This is a genomic window from Leifsonia sp. PS1209 (assembly GCF_012317045.1).
In the GTDB taxonomy this organism is placed as follows: Bacteria; Actinomycetota; Actinomycetes; order Actinomycetales; family Microbacteriaceae; genus Leifsonia.
In genome coordinates this window covers 3336530-3354285 of the sequence record NZ_CP051154.1, presented here as the reverse complement: position 1 = coordinate 3354285, position 17756 = coordinate 3336530, and the positions used below count along the sequence as shown (strand labels likewise).

Annotated in this window: 16 protein-coding genes and 1 tRNA gene; 8 read left to right on the top strand and 9 right to left on the bottom strand. The window is 66.3% G+C overall.

The window, feature by feature from the left end; genetic code table 11:
• The first annotated feature begins 53 nt into the window (after positions 1-53).
• The 4 genes from HF024_RS15975 (at position 54) to HF024_RS15960 (ending at position 4469) form a co-directional block, all read left to right on the top strand.
• The gene (locus tag HF024_RS15975; RefSeq protein WP_247597154.1) at positions 54-485 is read left to right on the top strand and encodes a hypothetical protein; all 432 of its coding nucleotides are present in this window, start codon (positions 54-56) and stop codon (positions 483-485) included.
• Positions 486-614: 129 nt separating this feature from the next.
• The gene (locus HF024_RS15970; RefSeq protein ID WP_085368987.1) at positions 615-3140 is read left to right on the top strand and encodes an ATP-dependent Clp protease ATP-binding subunit; all 2526 of its coding nucleotides are present in this window, start codon (positions 615-617) and stop codon (positions 3138-3140) included.
• A 133-nt stretch (positions 3141-3273) separates the two neighbouring features.
• Positions 3274-3792: an amino-acid N-acetyltransferase gene (locus tag HF024_RS15965; RefSeq protein ID WP_085368986.1), complete on the top strand. Its 519-nt coding sequence runs from the start codon at positions 3274-3276 to the stop codon at positions 3790-3792.
• 44 nt (positions 3793-3836) lie between these two features.
• Positions 3837-4469, top strand: coding sequence for a hypothetical protein (locus HF024_RS15960; protein WP_168690210.1), 633 nt, complete (start codon positions 3837-3839; stop codon positions 4467-4469).
• A gap of 276 nt (positions 4470-4745) precedes the next feature.
• Here the strand turns inward: HF024_RS15960 and radA are convergent, their stop codons facing one another.
• Positions 4746-6107, bottom strand: a complete 1362-nt coding sequence (gene radA, locus HF024_RS15955; RefSeq protein ID WP_168690209.1) for a DNA repair protein RadA — start codon at positions 6105-6107, stop codon at positions 4746-4748.
• Between the two features lie 115 nt (positions 6108-6222).
• Between radA and HF024_RS15950 the strand changes: the two genes are divergently transcribed.
• The gene (locus HF024_RS15950) at positions 6223-7149 is read left to right on the top strand and encodes an alpha/beta fold hydrolase (protein WP_168690207.1); all 927 of its coding nucleotides are present in this window, start codon (positions 6223-6225) and stop codon (positions 7147-7149) included.
• A gap of 65 nt (positions 7150-7214) precedes the next feature.
• Here HF024_RS15950 and HF024_RS15945 read toward each other — a convergent pair whose 3' ends face one another.
• Positions 7215-8021 (bottom strand): SGNH/GDSL hydrolase family protein, encoded by an 807-nt coding sequence (locus tag HF024_RS15945; protein ID WP_168690205.1) that lies wholly within the window; start codon positions 8019-8021, stop codon positions 7215-7217.
• 101 nt (positions 8022-8122) lie between these two features.
• Between HF024_RS15945 and HF024_RS15940 the strand changes: the two genes are divergently transcribed.
• Positions 8123-8212, top strand: a tRNA-Ser gene (locus HF024_RS15940).
• Positions 8213-8382: 170 nt separating this feature from the next.
• Here HF024_RS15940 and HF024_RS15935 read toward each other — a convergent pair.
• On the bottom strand, positions 8383-9495 hold the full coding sequence (locus tag HF024_RS15935) for a tyrosine-type recombinase/integrase (RefSeq protein WP_168690203.1): 1113 nt from the start codon (positions 9493-9495) through the stop codon (positions 8383-8385).
• A 137-nt stretch (positions 9496-9632) separates the two neighbouring features.
• Here HF024_RS15935 and HF024_RS15930 point away from each other — a divergent pair, with 137 nt between their 5' ends.
• On the top strand, positions 9633-10031 hold the full coding sequence (locus tag HF024_RS15930) for a hypothetical protein (protein WP_168690201.1): 399 nt from the start codon (positions 9633-9635) through the stop codon (positions 10029-10031).
• A 14-nt stretch (positions 10032-10045) separates the two neighbouring features.
• Here the strand turns inward: HF024_RS15930 and HF024_RS15925 are convergent, their stop codons facing one another.
• From HF024_RS15925 to HF024_RS19890, 6 genes are all read right to left on the bottom strand, one after another.
• A complete protein-coding gene (locus HF024_RS15925; RefSeq protein ID WP_247597153.1) occupies positions 10046-12760 on the bottom strand; it encodes an AAA family ATPase in 2715 nt (904 codons plus the stop codon).
• A gap of 332 nt (positions 12761-13092) precedes the next feature.
• Positions 13093-13974 (bottom strand): ArdC family protein, encoded by an 882-nt coding sequence (locus HF024_RS15920; RefSeq protein WP_247597152.1) that lies wholly within the window; start codon positions 13972-13974, stop codon positions 13093-13095.
• 688 nt (positions 13975-14662) lie between these two features.
• A complete protein-coding gene (locus tag HF024_RS15915; RefSeq protein WP_247597452.1) occupies positions 14663-15016 on the bottom strand; it encodes a DsrE family protein in 354 nt (117 codons plus the stop codon).
• 5 nt (positions 15017-15021) lie between these two features.
• Positions 15022-15288 (bottom strand): metal-sensitive transcriptional regulator, encoded by a 267-nt coding sequence (locus HF024_RS15910; RefSeq protein ID WP_168690196.1) that lies wholly within the window; start codon positions 15286-15288, stop codon positions 15022-15024.
• 91 nt (positions 15289-15379) lie between these two features.
• The gene (gene trxA, locus HF024_RS15905) at positions 15380-15736 is read right to left on the bottom strand and encodes a thioredoxin (protein ID WP_168690194.1); all 357 of its coding nucleotides are present in this window, start codon (positions 15734-15736) and stop codon (positions 15380-15382) included.
• Positions 15737-15738: 2 nt separating this feature from the next.
• Complete coding sequence (locus HF024_RS19890; protein WP_085370134.1) at positions 15739-15921, bottom strand: hypothetical protein; 183 nt, start codon at positions 15919-15921, stop codon at positions 15739-15741.
• 113 nt (positions 15922-16034) lie between these two features.
• Between HF024_RS19890 and HF024_RS15900 the strand changes: the two genes are divergently transcribed.
• Entirely contained in the window at positions 16035-17690 is a 1656-nt protein-coding gene (locus HF024_RS15900; RefSeq protein WP_168690192.1) for an FAD-dependent oxidoreductase, read from the top strand.
• Positions 17691-17756: the final 66 nt, after the last annotated feature.

The following is a 17756-nucleotide window of genomic DNA, read 5'->3' as shown; positions in this document are numbered from 1 at the left end:
CATCCTAGAACGCGCACAGCCACGAACCACCTCCGGCTTCCTAGAATGAGAGCGTGCATCGAACTCTCGCGGCGAGCCGCGCAACCGTGGCCGTCGTCGGCGTGCTCCTGGCCGGCCTGGCACTGACCGGATGCACGGCAGCGTCCTCGAAACCCGTGGAGGACTACGCGGGCGAGCCGAAGGGCGTCGAGGCCCCCGCGAGCAGCGCGGGCGGTGCCGCGTGGGCCGTCTGGATGAAGGACGGCGACCGCTTCGCGATCGTGCTCTACGGCAGCTCGACCTGCCCGCCCACCGTCGCATCGGTGTCCGTCACCGCCAGCAATCAGCTGAAGGCGATGCTCGAGCCCGCCCCCGGCGGCGTCTGCACGCGCGACTACGTGCCGCACACCACGATCTTCGAGACGCCGTCCGGCGTGACCACCACCTCCGACGTGACCATCACTCTGCCGGACACGACGCTCACCCTGCCCGGCCTGCGGGGCTGAGGCTGCGCATCCCGGACAGTCGGGGGAAACACTGTCACGCCCACGGCGAACAGGGGCTATAACGGCGCCCTCCGGTGGTTACTCTCTTTGTATCGACGCCAACCCTGCAACGGCGTCTGAGGAGTAGACATGTTCGAGAGATTTACCGACAGAGCCCGCCGCGTCGTCGTCTTGGCCCAAGAAGAAGCCAAGATGCTCAACCACAATTACATCGGGACGGAGCACATCCTGCTCGGCCTGATCCACGAGGGTGAGGGTGTCGCCGCCAAGGCGCTCGAGTCGCTCGGCATCTCGCTGGATGCCGTTCGCGAGCAGGTCCAGGACATCATCGGCCAGGGCCAGCAGCAGCCGACAGGGCACATCCCGTTCACCCCGCGTGCCAAGAAGGTGCTGGAGCTGTCCCTGCGCGAGGCGCTGCAGCTCGGCCACAACTACATCGGCACCGAGCACATCCTGCTCGGCCTCATCCGTGAGGGAGAGGGCGTCGCCGCCCAGGTGCTCGTGAAGCTGGGCGCCGACCTCAACCGCGTGCGCCAGCAGGTCATCCAGCTGCTCAGCGGATACCAGGGCAAGGAGCAGGTCCAGGTCGGAGGCAACGATCAGGCCACCGCGCAGGCAGGCAGCCAGATCCTCGACCAGTTCGGCCGCAACCTCACCCAGGCTGCGCGCGACAACAAGCTCGACCCGGTGATCGGACGCGAGAAGGAGATCGAGCGCGTCATGCAGATCCTGTCGCGCCGCTCCAAGAACAACCCCGTGCTGATCGGTGAGCCCGGCGTCGGAAAGACCGCAGTCGTCGAAGGGCTCGCCCAGGCGATCGTCCGCGGCGACGTGCCGGAGACGCTGAAAGACAAGCAGCTGTACACGCTCGACCTCGGCTCGCTCATCGCAGGCTCCCGCTACCGCGGTGACTTCGAGGAGCGCCTGAAGAAGGTCACCAAGGAGATCCGCACCCGCGGCGACATCATCACCTTCATCGACGAGATCCACACCCTCGTCGGCGCAGGCGCTGCCGAGGGCGCGATCGACGCGGCCTCCATCCTGAAGCCGCTGCTCGCCCGCGGTGAGCTGCAGACCATCGGCGCCACCACGCTCGACGAGTACCGCAAGCACTTCGAGAAGGACGCGGCCCTCGAGCGCCGCTTCCAGCCCATCCAGGTGGCTGAGCCGTCGCTGCCTCACGCGATCAACATCCTCAAGGGGCTGCGCGACCGCTACGAGGCGCACCACAAGGTGTCCATCACCGACGGCGCGATCGTCGCGGCGGCGAACCTCGCCGACCGCTACATCCAGGACCGCTTCCTGCCGGACAAGGCCATCGACCTGATCGACGAGGCCGGAGCACGTCTGCGGCTGTCGATCCTGTCGGCTCCGCCGGAGCTGCGCGAGTTCGACGACAAGATCGCCGCGGTGCGCTCCCAGAAGGAAGCCGCCATCGAAGACCAGGACTTCGAGAAGGCCGCGTCGCTGCGCGACGAGGAGAAGAACCTCCTCGGCGAGCGTCTGCGCCTCGAGAAGCAGTGGCGCTCCGGCGACGTGAAGACCACGGCAGAGGTGGATGAGGGACTCATCGCCGAAGTTCTGGCCCAGGCAACGGGCATCCCGGTGTTCAAGCTCACCGAGGAGGAGTCCGCACGCCTCGTCTTCATGGAGAAGGCGCTGCACCAGCGGGTCATCGGTCAGGAGGAGGCCATCGCGGCACTCTCCAAGACCATCCGCCGCACCCGCGCCGGTCTGAAGGACCCGAAGCGTCCGTCCGGTTCGTTCATCTTCGCCGGCCCCACCGGTGTCGGAAAGACCGAGCTGGCCAAGGCGCTCGCCGAGTTCCTGTTCGACGACGAGTCGGCCATGATCTCCCTCGACATGTCGGAGTACGGCGAGAAGCACACGGTCTCGCGACTGTTCGGTGCTCCTCCCGGATTCGTCGGCTTCGAAGAGGGCGGGCAGCTCACCGAGAAGGTCCGCCGCAAGCCGTTCAGCGTGGTGCTGTTCGACGAGATCGAGAAGGCACACCCCGACATCTTCAACTCGCTGCTCCAGATCCTGGAGGAGGGACGTCTGACAGACGGTCAGGGCCGCGTGGTCGACTTCAAGAACACGGTCATCATCATGACGACCAACCTCGGCACGAAGGACATCTCCGGCGGCCCTGTCGGCTTCCAGATCGAGGGCGACCCGACCACCGGATACGACCGGATGCGCGGCAAGGTCTACGAGGAGCTGAAGAAGAACTTCAAGCCCGAGTTCCTGAACCGCGTCGACGAGATCATCGTGTTCCCGCAGCTGTCCAAGCCGGAACTGCTGCAGATCGTGGACCTGTTCATCAAGCGCCTCTCCGACAGGCTGCTCGACCGTGACATGACGATCACGCTGGAGCAGGCCGCCAAGGAGCGCCTGATCGAGGTCGGCTTCGACCCCACCCTCGGAGCCCGTCCGCTGCGCCGCGCTGTGCAGCACGAGATCGAGGACCGTCTCAGCGAGCGCATCCTGCACGGAGAGCTCAACGCAGGCGACCACGTGCACGTCGACTTCAAGGACGGCGAGTTCGTGTTCACCACGGAGGCCCGCAAGGAGCCGATCGGCGCCGGCGTCAACGCCGCGGCCGCCATCGGCACGGGGCCGGCGACGCCGGACCTGGCCGCATCCTCCGAGTGAGGTAGCCGAACCTGTTGTATCCCGGGAGCGGGGTCGCCTGAATGGCGGCCCCGCTTTCGTGTGTGCGTGTGTTCGCGTGTGCGTGTGTTCATGTGTGCGCATCCGGATGCGGTGGGTCGCTAGGCTTGGGCGAGTGAGTGGTTCAGACAGCGCCGGGTTCGTCATCCGCCGGGCGCGTGCCAGTGACGTGGTGCGCATCCAGGAGCTCGTGGAGCCGCTGGTGCAGCGACGAATCCTGCTCGGCAAGGATGCGGTGGTGTTCTACGAGTCGCTGCAGGAGTTCCGGGTCGCTGAGACGCCGGACGGTGAGCTGATCGGCTGCGGGGCGCTGCACGTGATGTGGCGCGACCTCGCCGAGGTACGCACCCTGGCCGTCTCCGAGGACTGGCTGGGCAGGGGCATCGGCCACGCGCTGCTGCGGCGGCTGGAGGACGACGCCAGGGAGCTGGGCCTCAGCCGCCTGTTCTGCCTGACCTTCGAGGTCGCGTTCTTCGAGCGCAACGGGTTCGAGGACATGGGCGGTGAGACGGTCGACCCCGAGGTGTACGCGGAGCTGGTCCGCTCGCACGACGAAGGTGTCGCGGAGTTCCTCGACCTGGCTCGGGTGAAGCCCAATACCTTGGGAAATACTCGTATGTTAAAGCGGCTCTAGCGCGTTGCCGCGGCATTCGCCGTGGCCGCAGCTATCCTGCAGGCATGTCGACGTTCAAGCATCCTGTCGGCCCGCAGCCGAGCACCGTCTATTGGCGACGCCGGCTCATCCTCGCCCTCGGCGTGATCGCCGTGATCGTCGTCGTCGTGCTGATCGTCGTGCGGCCCGGCTCGTCCCAGGGCACGCCGACGCCGGCAGCGACGAACTCGAAGCCGGCGACCCCTGGCGCGGACGGCACGAACATCCCAACCGAGAACACGACGGCGAGCGGCCAGCCCTGCAAACCGGCGAACGTGAAGGTGACGGCGAACACCGACGCGAGCACGTACGCCGCCGGCGAGCTGCCGAAACTGACGGTGTCGATCACGAACACGGGCACGGTGTCCTGCAAGATCGACGCCGGAACGGCGCAGCAGGTGTTCACGATCACCAGCGGCACCGAGACGTACTGGAAGTCGACAGACTGCCAGTCGGACAAGGTGGATGCGGAAGTGCTGCTGCAACCGGGCAAGACGGTGTCGTCGCAGACGCCGATCGAGTGGGACAGGACGCGCTCCGACCCGGCCACGTGCCAGCAGACGCGCGAGCAGGTTCCGGCCGGCGGGGCGTCGTACCACTTGACCACGTCGGTGTCCGGCATCGAGTCGGCGGAGTCGAAGCAGTTCATCCTGGACTGAGGCCGCGCCGGTTGCGGCGGCGGTTGCGGCTGGGGTCGCGGTTGCGGCCGCGAGATGCCAGTAACTGTCGCGCATCCCGGGCGTTTTGCGACAGTTACTGGCATCTCGCGAGCTTGGCGCGCCACCCCGGGTCAGGATGCGGCGTCGAGCGCCCGCTCGCGTTCGCGAGATGCCACCAACTGTGGCGGATCCCGGGCGTTTCGCTGCAGTTACTGGCATCTCGCCGAAACTGCGCGCGCCCCCGCGGGTCAGCGAAACTGCGCGCGACCCCGCGGGTCAGAACGCGGCGTCGAGCTCCCGCTCGCGGTCGGAGATCGCGGCGGTGAACGCCACGCGGAGGGCTTCGCGGATGCTCTCGCTGCGCGCATCCACCCGGGTGGTGAAGCCGAGGCGGGTGGCCTCCGCCGCCCGCTGCTTGCCGCTGGCGACGGGACGGATCTCGCCCGCCAGGCTGATCTCGCCGAACGCCGCGAGCGTGTGCGGGATGGCCTTCTCGTTGGCGGCGGACGCGATGGCGAGGGCGATGGCCAGGTCGGCGCCCGGCTCGGTGAGGCGCACGCCGCCGACCGTGGAGACGTAGACGTCTTTGTCGCCGAGGCGGATGCCGGCGCGGCGTTCGAGGACGGCGAGCAGCATGGCGACCCTGGAGGAGTCGACGCCGTTCGTGACGCGGCGCGGGTTGGGGGCCGTGGTGGCCACGACGAGCGCCTGCACCTCGACCGGGAGCGGGCGGCGCCCCTCCATCGCGACCGTGACGCAGGTGCCGGAGACCGGCGTGGTGGTGCGGCTGAGGAACAGCCCGCTCGGGTCGGCGACCTCCACGATGCCGTCGCCCGACATCTCGAAGCAGCCGACCTCGTCGGTGGGGCCGAAGCGGTTCTTGAGCGCCCGGACGAAGCGGAGCGCGGTCTGGCGGTCTCCCTCGAACTGGCAGACCACATCCACCAGGTGTTCGAGCAGGCGCGGCCCGGCGATGGAGCCGTCTTTGGTGACGTGGCCGACGAGCAGCACGGGCAGGTTGCGGTCTTTCGCCACCCGGATGAGCGTGCTCGCGACCTCTCTGACTTGGCTCGGTCCGCCCGCGAGACCCTCGCCGTTGCTGCTGGACACCGTTTGCACCGAGTCGACGATGACGAGTTGCGGGTCGACGGCGTCGATCTGGCCGACGATGGTGGCGAGGTCGGTCTCCGAGGCGAGGAAGAGGTGGTCGTGCATCGCCCCCGTGCGCTCTGCGCGCATCCTGACCTGGCTCACCGACTCCTCCGCGCTCACGTAGAGCACGCGCGACCGGGCGCGGGCCGCGCGGGAGGCGACCTCGAGCAGGAGGGTGGACTTGCCGACGCCGGGCTCTCCGCTCAGCAGGATGGCGGCGCCCGGCACGATGCCGCCGCCCAGAACGCGGTCGAACTCGGCGATGCCGCTCGGCCAGTGACTGACCGTGGCCGTGTCGATGTCGGTGATGGAGCGGGCGGCGCGGTCCGCCCCGATCGAGACGGGCTTGAGCGCGCGCAGGACTCCCGTCGGCGCCGTGGCCTCCGTGACGGTGCCCCACTCCTGGCACTCGCCGCAGCGGCCGGCCCACTTGGCCGTCGTCCAGCCGCACTCCGTGCAGCGATAGTTGAGCTGAGCCTTCGCCACGCAACCTCCTCGATCCGGTTTCACACTACGGGGGACCACCGTCATCGGGCGGAGGATCGCGCGGACTGTGGACAACTGCTGGCCAGTGTCGGTTGTGAGGGGTTCAATGGGCGGCATGGCGAATCTGACCTTCACACTGGCGTCCGGCCGCAAGCTCGGCGTGACCGCGCTCGGCGATTCGATGGCGGAGCGCATCGTGGTGTTCTGCCACCCGGCCCCCGGGTCGTCCGTCTTCGACCCGGATCCGGATGCGTCGAGCACCAGGAACGTGCACATCCTGTCATTCGACCGCCCGGGCTACGGTTCGAGCGACCCGCTCCCGGCCGGCACCTGGCCGAGCATCACGCAGGCGGCGGACGACATCGCCGAATACCTGCGGTCGATGAACAGGGACGAGTCGGGCATGGGCGTCAACCGCCCGAAGACCATCGGCATCGCCGGCTGGTCGGCCGGCGGTCGCATCGCCCTCGCGTTCGCGGCCAGGCACCCCGACATCGCCGACCGCGTCGCCATCATCGGCACGCCTGCTCCGAACGACGCGGTCGAGTGGATCGACCCGCAGTTGCAGGCCATGTCCGACCACCTGGCGACGCTCGAACCGGATGCCGCGCTCGCTCAGCTGAGCGGAATGCTGCAGCCGCAGGCCGACGCGGTGAACGCCGCGGACCAGGAAGCCGACGTGCCTCTCGACCTGCTCGGCGCATCCCCGGTCGACGACGCAGCGCTCGCCAGGCCGGGAGCCCGCGACCGCCTCGGCCGGATGCTCAAAGACGCCTTCCGGCAGGGTCCTGGCGGTGTCGCGGCCGACATCCTCAGCTACACCGCGCGCCCCTGGGGCTTCGACCTCGCCGATATCGCGGCGAAGACGCTCATCGTCAACGGCCAGGCCGACCCGCTCGCTGGCAACGCCCACGCCAGCTGGTACCAGAAGGCGATCCCGGATGCACGGGTCGAGATGATGCCGGGCGCCGGTCACCTCGTGGTGATCCCCGCGTGGGAGCGGGTGCTGTCGCACCTGGCGCCGGGCACGTCGAAGGGGTGATGGCTCCGGGGCGGGAAGGCGTCGTGCTGCGCCGCCCCGGGCATCCACTGCCGGTCAGCTGCCGGTCAGCTGGCCTGCGCCCCCGGTAGCTGCTGCGCTTGCTGGGTCGCCGCGGTGACGGGGCGGCGCGGGAACCGGCGGACCACGTGGGCGGTGACGGCCGGCAGGAACGCGGACGCCCACACCCGGTAGCCGCGGTCGTTCGGATGGAACAGGTCTTCGGCGAACTGGGTGACTATGCCGCGCAGCCCCTGCCGCTTCATGGTGTCGTGCAGCGGGACGACGGTGAGCCCGCGCTCGGCGGCGACGCGGCGCAGGATGGCGTTGCCGACGGCGACCTTCTTCTCGTTCCACGGCAGGTAGAAGCAGGGCAGGTCGGCCACGATCGCATCCTGGGGGACGGCGTCGAACACCTTCCGGATGCCCTGCTCGAACAGGTCGGGGTCGAACGCGGCGATGTCGTTGGCGCCGATGGCGACGGTGACGATATCCGGTTTCAGCTCGGCGAACCGCGGTAGCTGATCGGCCACCGCGAGGGCGACGGTGGCGCCGGACACGCTGAGGTTGACCATCCGGACCGAGCGACCGGTCGCGGCCTTGATGTGGTCGGCGATCACACCGACGTAACTGTTGCGCGGGGCGGAGGCGCCGATGCCCTGCGCTGCACTGTCGCCGATGGCCACGTACAACAGCTCGCCGTCCACCTTGGCCGCGTCCCGCCACCACTTGGAGTGCACGGGCAGCGTCTCATTGAGCCGGACCCGATTCGCCTCCAGCGCGTCCTGAGCCTTCCTGACCCGCGCCCACGCGAGAAGCCCGACCGCGACCGTGGAAACACCGGCACCGACAGCGACACGACTCTTCGTCCCCATTCCCAGCACTGTACTCGCGCGCATCCTGACGCGCGCTGGTGGTGCGCTGACCGTTCGCTGTCGATTGGCGGTCGGCGGGGCGTTCGCGTACGATAGTCCGCGGTACCGTGTCCGAGCGGCCGAAGGTGCAACTCTCGAAAAGTTGTGTGGGTGAAAGCCCACCGTGGGTTCAAATCCCACCGGTACCGCCACGAAAACGCCCCGCGATCCCTTATAAACATTGGGATCCGGGGCGTTTTGCATGTTAGCGCTGGCACGTTTGACTACATTTTGACTACATCTGGAATTGACCCTCTGGTACCGGCGGGACCTGCGCAACACTGTGTTGCGCAATTCATCCGAAAGCCCTGAATGAAGCGGGTCATCGACCCGCGGACATGATGGCCCGGTCACGAGCAGCGTCAAGCGCGACCGCGACGGAGTCCAGGTCGTCGTCGAAAAGATCGGCGTACGTGTCGAGCGTCATTGCGGCGGAAGAGTGGCCCAACATTCGTTGTACGGCCTTCACGTTCGCACCAGCGCTGATCGCCAGGCTTGCGGCCGTGTGCCTGAGGTCGTGAATCGTGACTCGCGGGAACTCTGGGTCCGCCGCTTGTGATCTGGCGATCGCCGAGACATACCAGCCGCGACGGCGATCGGGTTGGTGCAGGTAGCTGATGCCATCTCCGAATAGCAGCTGTGAAGGCGTCTTGGTTTCCGACAATGCTTCGAGCAGCGGCACCAGGAACGGAGGAAAGGGGACACTCCGTGACTCGCCTGTTTTCGGCGTGCCGACATGAATGGTGCCAGACACCTCGACAGCGTTTTCATGAACATCCACGCGTCGCCGAGAGAGGTCGATGTCCCGAACCCGAAGTGCGGTCGCCTCGCCCCAACGCAGCCCGGTGTAGGCGAGAAAGAGAACTAAAGGCTTGTGCTTCTTCGCCTTATTGGCCAGGAGATCCACCTGCGAATGGGTGAGGTACTTATGCTTGCCTTTCAGCTTGCGAGGGAGGTTGACGCCGCGAGCAGGGTTTGAAGGGATCCGACGGTCCATTACGGCGGTGTCTAGGATTCCCGCAAGAACACCGTAGGCACGAAGGACGGTTGTCGCTGAGCGCGGTCTGTCTTCGCCCTTGGTGAAAGCCGTAACCCAGTTCTGAACTTCCGAATGACGGATCTCGCCAACGTGGCGGTTTCCCCATTTGGGCTCCACGTGCAAACGCCAGGCGATCTCAACCGGCCGGAGTGACGATGGCTTCAGATGATGCTGGTTGGCCAGCCACTCGGTACCGAGCGTACTGATCGTAGATCGTGACGCCCGAGCGTCGACGAACTCGCCTCGCGCCTTCGCGACTTCAACGGAGGCCAAGAAGAGTTCAGCGTCTCGCTTTGTTCGAAAGCCGCGCTTCCCGGTCAGGTCGCGCTCGGGTGTTCTGTACTGGACCCGGTAGCGCTTGCCGCCGGCTGTCTCGTATGGATGTACGCTCCCCATCCTCAGCTCCAATCGCCGATCGTGGCTTTGCGCCGCGATGAAGTGAGCGGCGCCAGGCTACGTGCGAGCGCTGACATTTCGTCTTCCGGAGAGGCATCGCGGGTAACAAGGACAGCAGTCTCGGGCAGACTGGTTCCGTGGAACGGCAGCCTCCAGAGCCGAAGCCTCGGGGCGCTTCGGACAATGAAGCAATCGAACTGTGCCGCGAGTGGATGATCTACCTCGGCGCTGCAGACACGGTCGTGGCCGCCGGAGCTGCGGTTCAGGCGTGCGAGCTCTACAGTGCGGGTTACCTTGCGTGGGTCGACAATCAGCGTGGCAACCTCGACATGGCTCAGGTGACGAGAGCGGCATCGGTTTCGGCGGCCGACGGACGCCGGGGCCTGATCTTCGTTCGCCATGGCGTGCTGCCGCAGGCTGTCGATAGGGCGGACGAACTCGGCATCGCCATCTTCCGGTTCGATCCTCACGGTGGAACTCTGGACGGAGGGAATCTGCTCGGTCGAGAGCTGTGTGCGACTGGTCTTGCCAGGTAGGGCGAACAGCCGGATCATTTGAGGCCAGCCGACGTAAGTTGCTGATCCGGCGCCGCGATTGTCGGTCCACCGACCGACTGAGCAGAGCGTCGGAATTCGGTCTGCGCCGCTGCGCGCGACTTTTCCAGCGTCTCTTCTACGGTCTCGTGTTGCAACATCTCGACCAACTTGGACTTTGCGGCGCTCTCGGTAGGAGCCACAAGCACCGCGGCGTTGTGCTGCTTCCCGCGAGTTAGACCGACGTACAAGCCAGCTGCATCGACTCCGGGTCCGACCAGGGACCGGTCGGTTGTCTCGCCTTGGACTCCGTAAACGGTCGTCGCGTACGCGAGGTGGATGTGCGATCCGGCGTAACCGAGGGTGACTTTCCGCAGGTCAGTTGAGTCGGCGCTCGCCGCAAGGATCACGTGGGATATGCCGATCGCCTTCACGATCCAGTTCTGACGGTTCTGGACGTCAGCAGCAGAGTCGTTGCGCCGGGTCTGAACCACATCACCTATGAATATGGTTTGGCCTGACTGCCCAGAGAACGCCGACTCGGTGGACACAATTCCGGCCTCGATTCGGCGGCTTTGGATAGCTTCGCTTATCTCCTGCGCCTCAGCGTGGGTAGCGGTCACCAACGAGATCGTCTCGCGACGCCGCATCGCGTCAAACCATGCGTCGACCATCGCCTCACGCGCCGCGACGTCGCTATTGGTCATCACGACATGGTCTGTGCCGATCAGGTCATCAGCTACGCCACGCATTTCGTCTTCGCTCCGCGGCTCGCGAAGTCGCATCGCAAGGTCAGCCCACTCGGGATCGTTGAATCGGTGAGTAGTCGTGAGCTCCACGAGCCGAAGCGAACGGCGAGAGAAGAGCGCCATCGCGCCCGAGTGTCCGATTGGCAACGCCTGTCGCTGGTCCCCGACCAAAGCGACACCTGCGCCAGTGCCCTGCACGACATCCAGAAGGGCTGACGCGGCCTCGAGGTCCAGCATGCCGGCCTCGTCCACGACGATGCGATCCCCGGGGTAGATGCTGATGCGTGGGCCGCGATAGATGCCACCAGACGTCGAGTCCGTCTCACCGATTGATAGTCGGTTCCAGATCGTTGCGCCGGCTGCGTCGGACGTCCAGCGCCATCCGAACTCATGCAGAAGCTGGTGAAGCGACGACGAGGAACTCATCGTCTCGCGTCCCGCTACCGCTGAAGCCTTTTTGGTCGGCGCGACGATGATCATCTTGTGCCCGCGTCGGCGGAGCGCAGCGCCCGCGACCTTGAGCATGGTGGTCTTTCCCGTGCCGGCCGGGCCGGAGACGACGACGTTGCGCGATGTGCCGCCAATCGCGGCCGCACCAGCGAGCTGGCCCTCATCGAGCGTCCGCTCGGGCTCAATGGCGCGACCGATTGCGGCGACTTCTTCCGTGTCGAGGATCTGTCCGGGCGCGGAGAAGCCGTCGACCTTTTGGGCGAGGGTGGCCTTCAGTGTGGCGGTGGACACTGCCATGAGGTGCTTGATGTGCTGCGGGGCGTTCGATTCGGAGATCAGTGTGACCGTGTGCGAGTGCGCAACGACTTCCTCAGCGAGCTCTGTGAGCCTCTCTCGATCTGCGACGACGCCGGTTGCTGCGAGTGCCCGAAGCGTGCCGGCCCGGACGTCCATCATGCTGAACCGGCCTCCGGTGCGGGATGATCGTGCGTCAGCGTCGACGACGGCTTTGGCCGCTAACAGTTCGATGTCGAGGTCCTCGATTGAAAGAGTAGGAACCGCCCCAAGGGGCCGCCGGTGAGGAAGCGTGGGATCGGCGGCGAAGAGCTCGTTGCGGACCAGCGCAGCCCAATCCTCCTCGTCCAGGCTGCTGGGCTTGTTCGGCCGACCGGCCGCCCACGCCCACTGATCGATCTGCGTCAGCACTGTCGGAGACGGTTCCTGGCCCGCGTGTTCGTCTCTCCAGGTGCGGAGGTGACTTGCCTTGTTGGCCTCGATCTGAGCTGACCGCTTCGAGAGTGGCCGCACAAGATGTTGCAGCTGCGCGATCTCCCCATCGGCGTTCAGCGTGAAGCCCTTCGCTGCCAGCGCCGCGACCCATGCTGGATCGGTGCGCGAGGCGAGGTCCCCTTCGGCGTTGATGACGTTCTGGAATCGCAACGCGACCCGGGTGTCGACGTTCGACCACTTTCCGTCGACGCCCTGGACCTTGACGTTAAGCCACAGGTGGCGGTGCTTGTGCGGGTCCAACGAACGCGAACGTTCGTGTCGCAACTCGACGACCTCGATCCGGGCGAGGTCCTCCCGGATGACGCCCTGCTTTCCGCGGCGGGCGTTGAGTTCGGCCTGCCACAGCTTGATGATCCGATCCCGCAGTCGGTCCTGCAGATCCTCGTATGCGGCAGCCAACTCCGGGTCAAGCATCGCAGCGATTGAGAACGACTTCGGGGCGTTGATCGTCGCGTCCAGAACCAGGTCCGCGACTGGCGACTCGAGGTCTCGTCCTTTCCGCTGACCGGTCAGCGGGTCGACACCGTCGACCCAATCCTTTAATTGTGAACGGGTGAGTAGGTCGTCGCGGATCGCACCGTTCTCGACGATGTACCGGGTCATCACCGCGTCCGCGTACCCGGCCGCCGCGAGGGCACCGTCGGCGGTCTTGGCTGTCAGTGTCGCGTCGCAGACGCCGCCGAACGCGTAGCGCACCGCCTGCTTGACCCCTTGGGCCGCCTGCCCGCGCTTCCAGCGCGCCACTCCACCTCTCACACTTAGAACTTCCGGGCGCGCGCTCATTTCGGCGCGCACCGCGCGCGCACATCTCGAAGAGTGCCTACGTGCATTCGCTCTTTTTCGTCGTTTCTCGTCTTGCTCCGTCGGTTCTAGCCTTGGCAGTTGTATTTGTAGTTCTCTGTTGTGGTTCTCTCGATCTGCGTCCTTCTCTTCTTGTCCTCGCTTCTTCGCTTGGCGTCATTCTCACCACGTCTCGCCCGATCTGTTCTTCGAGCCGCTTCAACGCGGTTCCGTTCCCCGACAGCGAAGAGCCCCGGTCCGAGCGGATCGGGGCTCTTCGCGTTGCGACTGACGGCCTAGTGAGGCTTTTCGATGACTGCCGCAATCGTGTGCGCTGCCTTTAGTACTCGCGCGGCCGTGTCTCGAACGAGGGCCGTGTCCTCGCCGGACCAACCCGTGATGTAGCCGATGCTGTACGCGCTGGTATCGAACCCGGACAGGCCGGCGACGATGTAGGCGACCGATTCGGCTTCCACCTCCATCTGCCCCCGGTGGGCGTGGTACTCGTCGAGATCCTCGACGTGGCGCAGCTTGATATGCGCGGTTTCGTGAATGAGTGTTTTGGCCGCGTGCTCGATTGCCAGGTTTTCCGCCAGGGTCACCCGGTGCAGTCCGGGATCCGTGTACCCGCTCGCGTTCATGAGCGGTGCGCGTTGGACACTCCAGCCGTTGGCTTGGAGGTGCGTGGTCAGCGGAGCGATGACGCCGTGGTCGTCGTGGCCGGTTAGGCGGCGGGTTGGGTTCTGGGGGAGAGGTTCGGCTCCTTCGATTGGGTCGGTCTGTGCAATGTCGAACACGGAAAGGGTGGGGAAGTAGCGCACCACTTGTTGTTCGCCTTCGGTCTCGTCTTTGTCGTCGTCGCGGCTGGCCTTCCTCTCGCGGTAGCCGAAGATCTTGATTGCCTTCTCGCCTTTGCGAACTTGTCGTCCCCTGGTCTGCCACTGTCGGAAGCCGGCGACGACGGTCGCGTTGGGGTTCTGGGAGAGGATCAGGAGGAGGTTGTTCAGGCTGTAGTTGTGGAAGGAGCGGGCGAACTCAAGGAACGCCCGCCACTGGCCGCTTTCGGCGAGTTGTTGGACCTGCTCTGCGATCGACGCGTGGAGTGCCTCCGTGTCTGCCTGTCGCTCCTTCGCGCTCCGGATGGTGACTTTGCCGCTCATGATCTTGAACTCCCTCATCGTTCTTCTGGCCGTTCCGGCACAAAGATCGATAGCGGGTGGAGGCAGCGGAATGCCCGGAGGCGGCGGTTGCTAAGCGGAGTGAGCGCAACGAGTGGAGTCTGCAAATAGCGACGACCGGGGCCTGGAGTTGCCGGAGCTTGCTATGGTCGGCTGCCGGATCGGAGAGAAGAGTAAGGAAGTCAGAACGCCGAAGGCGTCCGATCCAGCCCTGTCCAATCTGGATGGTGAGCGCGTTGATCAGGCCGCTGACTCCTCTTCGGATGAGGTCATGGTCGGCGTACGGTGTCGATGTCCTGGCCGGAGGGGTTCTTCGACTTCAACGTTCTCTTATCGCTGGCCGGGGAAGATTGGGCGGCTGTGCGTGCAGCGCAGCCCATTGTGCTCACGATGTCGGATTCGCAGAGCCGCGCGGTCTCCCGCTCTGGTCCGGGTCGGTGCGCGTCGCCCTAGTGCGAGATCAGGCGCGTTCCCCACCGAATGGAGAGCGCGGCGAGAACAAGCGCGACTGGCCCAACGGGGAAGATCCATCCCCAGGCGTACTCGACGGTGAGGATGATCGCGATGACAGCGATTCCAGCGCCCACAACGCAGATAACAAGCCCCAGCAGGGCGCGGAATGGACCCGCTGTCGTGCTCTCCATCGGACGTACCTTACAAGATAACCCGAGGGGCACGCCCGCCGCCATCACGGCCGTAGGTAGGCCCAGCCTTCGCGTTGACGGATCACGAGGTGAGCGATGCCGGAAGGAACGATGACGGTATCGGCCACAAGTTGCTCGGCGTCGATGTGTTCGCTTCGGAGAGTGTTCCGGCAGGCGTCGACGGTGAGTCCGCGGTGTTGGAGCGTGCGGACGGTTTCGTAGTGCGGGCTGTCGAGCAGAAGGATGCTGATCCCTGGCCCGTGGACGACTAGCTCGATGTCTGTTCCCTGTTCGAGGGCGTCGATGAGGTTGCTGACGTTCCTGAGGACGGCGGCGTGCTTGGCGGAGTCGGCCTCATCGAGGTGAACAACCACACCGGACGTTACGGCGTCGGTCATCTCCTTCACGCGAGAGTCATGAAGAGCTTCTGGAGCTCTTCGACCGTCATCGGGTCGGAGTCGTCGTCGGGGTCGGTGATGCATTTCTGCATGGCGGTGGAGATGATCTGGAAGCCGGCCTTGTCGAGCGCACTTGAGACTGCGGCGAGCTGGATGACGACGTCGCGGCATTTGCCGCCGTTCTCGACGGCGGCGATGACGGCGTTGAGCTGGCCCTGCGCGCGGCGGAGCCGGTTGAGGACGGGCTTGATGTCGGCGGCGGTAGTTGCCACGGCGTGTTCTTCTTTCTCGATGGCGCCGATGGCGCCGAGTGGGCGGGGTGGGCTCGACGCGTCGCGGTACCCGCCAGGGTATCTCTTCGGCTCAGGTGCGGGCCTTGGCGGCGGTGAGTTCAGCCGGATCGATGGCGCGGATCTGGCCGATCAGGTCTTCGAGGTCCCTGGCGGGGAGCGCTCCTGGCTGTGAGAACACGAGGACCCCGTCGCGGAAAGCCATGAGGGTGGGGATCGAGGTGATCCCGGCGGCCGCGGCGAGTTCCTGCTCGGTCTCGGAGTCGACTTTGCCGAAGACGATGTCCGGGTGCTGCGCGGATGCGGTCTCGAAAACGGGGGCGAACATGCGGCAGGGGCCGCACCAGGCCGCCCAGAAGTCGATCAGGACGATGTCGTTCTGCTCGATCTGACCCTTCAGTGTGCCGGCGGTGAGGGTGACGGTGCTCACGGTCAGCCGCGTCCGAAGAGCCGGCCGAAGAACCCGCCACCGGAGGCGGCAGCCTTCTCGGCGTCGGTGTGGTTGCCATTGCACCACTGGTTTGCGGGCACGCGCCGGCGAACGTCGGCGACGTGCTGACCGCAGCCGCTCCAGGTCGTCTTGCCGCAGACTTTGCAGGTGGCGGGGTAGCACATGGGTCTGGAACTCTCTTTCTCGGGTCCGGTAGAGGGCTGGTTCTGTATACCCCCCTCCGTATAGTACGATACCGGGGAGGGTATCACCAAACCGCCCTCGGGAGGTGCACAGGATGAAGACCGTGATCGTTGGCGGAGTCGCCGGAGGAATGTCGGCCGCGACGCGATTGCGCCGGCTCGACGAGACTGCGGAGATCGTGGTGTTCGAGCGCGGCCCGTACGTCTCGTATGCGAACTGCGGGCTGCCCTATTACGTCGGCGGAGTGATCACCGATCGGTCATCGCTCCTGCTGCAGACCCCGCAGTCGTTGGCGGCCCGGTTCCGGCTCGATGTGCGCACCGGCCACGAGGTCCTCGCGATCGACCCGGTCGCGCGCACTGTCTCTGTGTTCGACCTCGCCGCGGGCGAGACCATGACCGAGAGCTATGACGAGCTGATCCTCGCCGTCGGAGCATCTGCACGGGAGGCCGCGGGGCATCCCGGCATCCCGACGCACACCCTCCGCACGGTGGAGGATGTCGACGCGATCGGCGTGCTGGTGGACGCGGCAGCGGACAACCCTTCCGCCTTGGTCGTCGGCGCCGGCTTCATCGGCCTCGAGGCCGTCGAGAACCTGGTGCGCCGCGGCATCCACGTGACGCTGATCCAGCGCGGCCCACACATCCTGAGCCCGTTGGATGTAGAGATGGTTGCGCCTGTTGAGGCGCAGCTGCGCAGTCACGGCGTCGACGTGCGCACCTCCGTCACTGTCGACACGGTCGAGGCGGGCGCGGTGCTGCTCAGCGACGGCGCGACGGTTCGGCCGGACTTCATCATCGACGCGTCGGGTGTCGTGCCGAGCGTGGATCTGGCGCGCTCGGCCGGGCTCCGGGTGGGGCCGACCGGCGGGATCGCGGTCGATGCTCGCAACCGCACCAGTGACCCGCACATCTTCGCTGTCGGTGATGGCGTCGAGAAGGTGGATGCGCTCAGCGGGACAGAGGCGCTCGTCACCATGGCCGGGCTCGCCAACAGGCACGGCCGCTCCGTCGCCGACGTCATCGCCGGCCGGGAGGAGCAGAACACGCCCGCCCTCGGCACCGCGATCGTGAAGGTCTTCGACGCCGTCGCGGCGAAGGTGGGCTGGGGGGAGCGGCAGCTCACCGCTGCCGGGCGGGCGCACCGGGTCATCCACACGCATCCTGCCTCGCACGCCACCTACTACCCGGGTGCCCAGTCCATGTCGATGAAGTTGCTCGTGGACCCGGCGACGGATGCGATCCTGGGCGCGCAGATCGTCGGCGGCGAGGGTGTCGACAAGCGTATCGACGTGATCGCGGTCGCCATGGCGGGCGGGATCACCGCCTCCGGTCTGATGCGTCTCGAGTTGGCGTATGCACCTCAGTTCGGGTCGGCGAAGGACCCGATCAACCAGCTCGGTTACGTCGCCGACAACCTCCGCAGCGGTGCCACCCGCTCCCTGCAGTGGCACGAGCTCGGCGCCGCGCTGGACGCCGGCGCCACCCTGGTCGATGTGCGCACGGCCGGTGAGCACGCGGCCGGCTCGATCCCCGGCGCTGTGAACATCCCGGTCGACGAGCTGCGCGATCGGCTCGCCGAGCTGCCGGCCGGCCTGATCGTGGTGCACTGCCAGGTGGGCCAGCGCGGTCACACCGCCGCGCGCATCCTCGACCAGCACGGTTTCGACGTCGTCAACCTCGACGGGGGCTACCGCACCTGGGTGGCCGGCACGTCGCTGGCGGTGCAGGTACCGGTCAGATCGGCTTGATGGTGTGGCGTCACAAGCGTTGCTTGTGACGCCACAACCGGCTTGATCTAGCCGGATTCGGGCAGA